Genomic DNA, 366 nt, shown 5'->3' with positions numbered 1-366 from the left:
GCCTAGGCGCGCGAGATTGGGCACGTCCTTAATGCCGGGGTCGGCAAAGTAGCCACCCGTGATCTGCCCCGCGCATTCGAGCAGGTGCCCGGCCAGCGTGCCGCAGCCCAGGCGATGCCAGTCGTCCATGCGCCAGCCGAAGGCGTGGATGAGTGGCCCAAGCGCCAATGCGGGATCAGCCACGCGCCCGGTGATGACGACGTCTGCGCCTAGCGCCAGAGCATCCACGATGCCCTGCGCACCGAGGTACGCATTGGCCGACACCATGCGTGCACCGAGCGACGCAACGGGTTCACCGCCATCCATCAACGTGAAGTCCTGGCCGCGCGTTTGCAACAAGTCGTACACATCGTCGCCGGTGACAGC

At 66.4% G+C, this 366-nt stretch carries 1 protein-coding gene; it reads right to left on the bottom strand.

The genetic code is table 11. The annotated features are described in order from the left end of the window. Positions 1–366, bottom strand: a 366-nt coding sequence (locus ACVA58_RS27820) for an acyclic terpene utilization AtuA family protein (RefSeq protein WP_446513487.1), incomplete at both ends; no start/stop codon positions are given.

This window comes from Photobacterium sp. DNB22_13_2, from assembly GCF_052873915.1.
This window is presented reverse-complemented; position numbering and strand designations above follow the sequence as displayed.